Origin of the sequence: Sphingomonas sp. CCH15-F11 (genome assembly GCF_001557005.1) — a bacterium.
In the GTDB taxonomy this organism is placed as follows: domain Bacteria; phylum Pseudomonadota; class Alphaproteobacteria; order Sphingomonadales; family Sphingomonadaceae; genus Sphingomonas.
Window position 1 is genome coordinate 1 of the sequence record NZ_LSKG01000173.1, and the last position, 2,101, is coordinate 2,101.

At 72.6% G+C, this 2,101-nt stretch carries 2 protein-coding genes and 1 pseudogene; all 3 read right to left on the reverse strand.

The window, feature by feature from the left end:
• Positions 1–636 (reverse strand): hypothetical protein (locus AX709_RS17215; protein ID WP_066551189.1); only part of this gene is annotated, 636 nt, incomplete at its 3' end.
• Complete coding sequence (gene coaBC / locus AX709_RS17220) at positions 626–1,804, reverse strand: bifunctional phosphopantothenoylcysteine decarboxylase/phosphopantothenate--cysteine ligase CoaBC (RefSeq protein ID WP_066551190.1); 1,179 nt, start codon at positions 1,802–1,804, stop codon at positions 626–628. The genes AX709_RS17215 and coaBC, both read right to left, overlap by 11 nt.
• Positions 1,801–2,101 (reverse strand): annotated as a pseudogene (locus AX709_RS19040) (hypothetical protein); the annotation flags it as partial. The pseudogene AX709_RS19040 and the gene coaBC, both read right to left, overlap by 4 nt.

Here is a 2,101-nt window from a genome sequence, read left to right on the forward strand (position 1 = left end):
GATCAGCACCGCACGGAGCCCCGGCGCGACGCCGCCAGCGGTCTGCAGCGGGTCGAGGCTGGCCACGGGCTGGGTCCAGCCGCCGGCGGGGTCCGCCTTCGCCCGGAGCGCGCGCCATTCGGGCAGCGCGCACGGGCATGCCGCCAGCACCATCGCGCCGACCAGTTGGGGCCGGGTGCCGGCCAGATTGGCGACCGCGGCCGCGCCGGTGCCGATGCCGATCACGATCGGCCGCATGTCGGGGTGGCGCTGTTCGACATCGCGGATCGTCGCGGCCAGCAGGGCAAGGCGGTCGGCGGTCAGGTCGTCGCCATTGCCACGGCCCGCGTCGCCCGGCGAGGCGCGATCGGTTGCGGCCTGATGGCCCGCGCGCAGGACCAGTATGGCGCGGCTTCCCGGCACGCGCGCGACAAGCGCCTGCGCCAGCGCGCGCTCGGCAATCCGCGTTTCGGCTTCGGGACGCGCGCTGACCAGGATGAACAGCGCCTTGCCGGTGCCGCGCACGGGGCCGAAGCGTTCGGTCAGCAACAGGGCCGGCGGCGCATCGGTCACCGGCCGCGCTGCCGGGGCGGTCATGCACCCGGCAAGCAGCATCAGCGCCAGCAACGCACCTGCGCGGCGGATGTCAAAGCGCATCGGCGATCCGTGCCGCCAGCCGCGCGGCGACCTCCTCCTTCGACAGTTCGGGCCAGGAGTCGACGCCGTCGGCGGAAATCAGGTGGACGGCGTTACGCGCGCCGCCCATCACGTCACCCGACACGTCGTTGGCGACAATCCAGTCGGCATTCTTGCGCACGCGCTTGTCGGCGGCATGGTCGAGCACGCCATGGGTTTCGGCGGCAAAGCCGATCAGCAGCCCCGGCCGCGCGCTGCTCGCGCCGAGTTCGGCCAGAATGTCGGGATTGGGGACGAGCGCAAGCGTCGGCGGCTGCGCGCCCTTCTTGATCTTGAGGCCGGCGGCGTCGGCGACGTGCCAGTCCGCGACCGCGGCGACCATCACGGCCGCGTCGGCGGGCAGCGCCGCGATCACCGCGTCGCGCATCTCGCGCGCGGTCGTCACGTCGATCCGGTCGACGCCGGGCGGCGCGGGCAGCGCGACCGGGCCGGCGACCAGCGTGACGCGTGCGCCCAGTGCCGCGAGCGCGCCGGCAATCGCGAACCCCTGCTTGCCCGACGAACGATTGGCGATGTAGCGTACCGGATCGATCGGCTCGTGCGTCGGGCCGGCGGTGACCACCACATGCCGCCCGGCCAGCCGCCCGTCCGCGCCGCCGGCCAGCTTCGTTTCGATGGCATCGGCGATCGCCTGCGGCTCGGGCAGGCGCCCGGGGCCATACTCGCCGCACGCCATTGCGCCCTCGTCGGGGTCGAGGACCTGCACCCCGTCGGCGACGAGCCGCGCGACGTTGCGCCGGGTTGCCGGATGCAGCCACATCCGCACGTTCATCGCCGGCGCGATCAGCACCGGCTTGTCGGTGGCAAGCAGCAGCGTGGTGGCGAGATCGTCGGCATGGCCCCCCGCCATGCGCGCGATCAGGTCGGCGGTCGCAGGGGCGACGACGACCAGATCGGCCTGGCGGCTGAGCTGGATATGGCCCATCTCCGCCTCATCCTTGAGATCCCACAGGTCGGTATAGACCGGGTTCTCGGACAGTGCGGCGAGCGTCATCGGCGTGACGAACTGCTGGCCGGCCCGGGTCACGACACAGGTGACGTCATGCCCGGCGCGGCGGAGCAGGCGGATGAGCTCGCACGCCTTGTAGGCCGCGATGCCACCCCCGACGATCAGCAGGATGCGCTTCATCGCGTGACCCTGTGCACCCGCACGCGCCGCATGTCGAGTATCGCGCGGGCAAGGTCGCGGATCAGGTCGGGCAGGAACGCGCCGCCAACCAGCAGCACCGGGGTGGCGATCGCCGCCCAGTGCACCGCGCCCGCCGGGGCGAACAGCGCAATCACGATCAGCAGCAGCCCAGCCAGCGCCGCGACCCGCACGCCCAGCGGATCCTGCCATTCGCTCCAGCCGATCGTGACGAGCAGCAGCAGCGGGAAGCCGATCGCGGCGCTGGCTGGGCTGCTGCTGATCGTGATTGCGCTGTTC

Bases quoted from the DNA above. Each gene is read 5' to 3' on its own strand.
- coaBC (WP_066551190.1), bottom strand. From the start codon at position 1,804: ATGAAGCGCATCCTGCTGATCGTCGGGGGTGGCATCGCGGCCTACAAG.